Annotated in this window: 1 protein-coding gene; it reads right to left on the reverse strand. The window is 55.2% G+C overall.

What is annotated here, in order from left to right; translation table 11 throughout:
* A partial coding sequence (locus AAAB35_RS00475) for a bifunctional aspartate transaminase/aspartate 4-decarboxylase (RefSeq protein WP_340666292.1) occupies positions 1–1,016 on the reverse strand: 1,016 nt, incomplete at its 3' end.
* Between the last annotated feature and the right edge of the window lie 157 nt (positions 1,017–1,173).

Consider the following 1,173-nt stretch of genomic DNA (forward strand, 5'->3'; position numbering starts at 1 on the left):
TCGAGCACGTTCTTCTCGTGAATGGCGATGAGGCCAAGTCGCCACCCCGTGCAACCGAAATATTTCGAATAGGAATAGACGCCAATGGTATTGTGCGGCAGTTCCGCCATCAGGGAGCGGAAGCCCGGCACGAACGTGCCATAAACATCGTCAGTCAGAAGCAAGAGGTCAGGCCGCTTCTTTTTCACGAGATCGACGATTTTCTTAATCGTTGGCGCATCGATGGCCATCGATGTCGGATTGCCGGGATTAACGACGAAGAAGGCCTTGATCTTCGGGTCCTCGAGCTTCTTGATTTCCTCATCGGAGTATTGGAACCGCTGCTCCTGCTTGGCCTTTATGTGCACCGCCTTGAAGTCATAGTCCTCAAGTTCTGCGATCTCGATATAGGGCGTGAAAATGGGCGTTCCGAGGGCGATGGTGTCGCCTTTTTTGAGGATACGGTTGGCGATCAGTGACTTGAAGATGTAACACATGGCGGCCGTGCCGCCTTCCACTGCATAAAGGTCGAACTTGCCCGGCGGCAGCTTATCACCGCCCATGGCCCACATCAGATAGCGGTGCGCCACCTGTTCGGCGTGAACCAGCATCCGGTCGGGAACGGGATAGTTGTCGCCAATGATCGAATCCGTTAGCTCGAAAACAAAGGCGTCGGCATCAAAACCGAAAGCCTTGACGGCATGCTCGACCATATTCGTAAGGAAGTCCGCGCCCTCCATGTCGGCGTGTTTGTCGAGCCAGGCCTTCAAACGCTCGGCAATGTCCTTCTGCTGCGGCATGCCTGCGACACCGGCCGTGGGATTGTCCATCGTGCGCCGGCTTTCGGACAATGCGAACTGTCCGAACAGGAAGAAGCCTTCGCGTGGCTTGGTTGCGATCCAGTTCGGATTGCCGCGGCCAGCATTGAGCAGCAACTGAGCCGCCTTCTGAGAACTGCGTTTGGCGAGCTTGATCAAGCCGTCCTTGATCTCGAACGGACTCATTTTCTCGTAGTCGCGGTAGTCGATCGTCGTCATGACGTGCCTCCTTGGCTCATACAACATTGGAGGGAAACTATCTTGCCATGCTGCATCCCCTCCCGCGAGAAATTGAAAACTGGCGTGCTGTATCAAACTGCGCCCGTGCCGATGACCTAAGAATTGCTTGAGAGATTAGCATCGGTCCAGCACTCCG

It is taken from the genome of Phyllobacterium sp. (genome assembly GCF_037994425.1).
GTDB lineage: Bacteria > Pseudomonadota > Alphaproteobacteria > Rhizobiales > Rhizobiaceae > Phyllobacterium.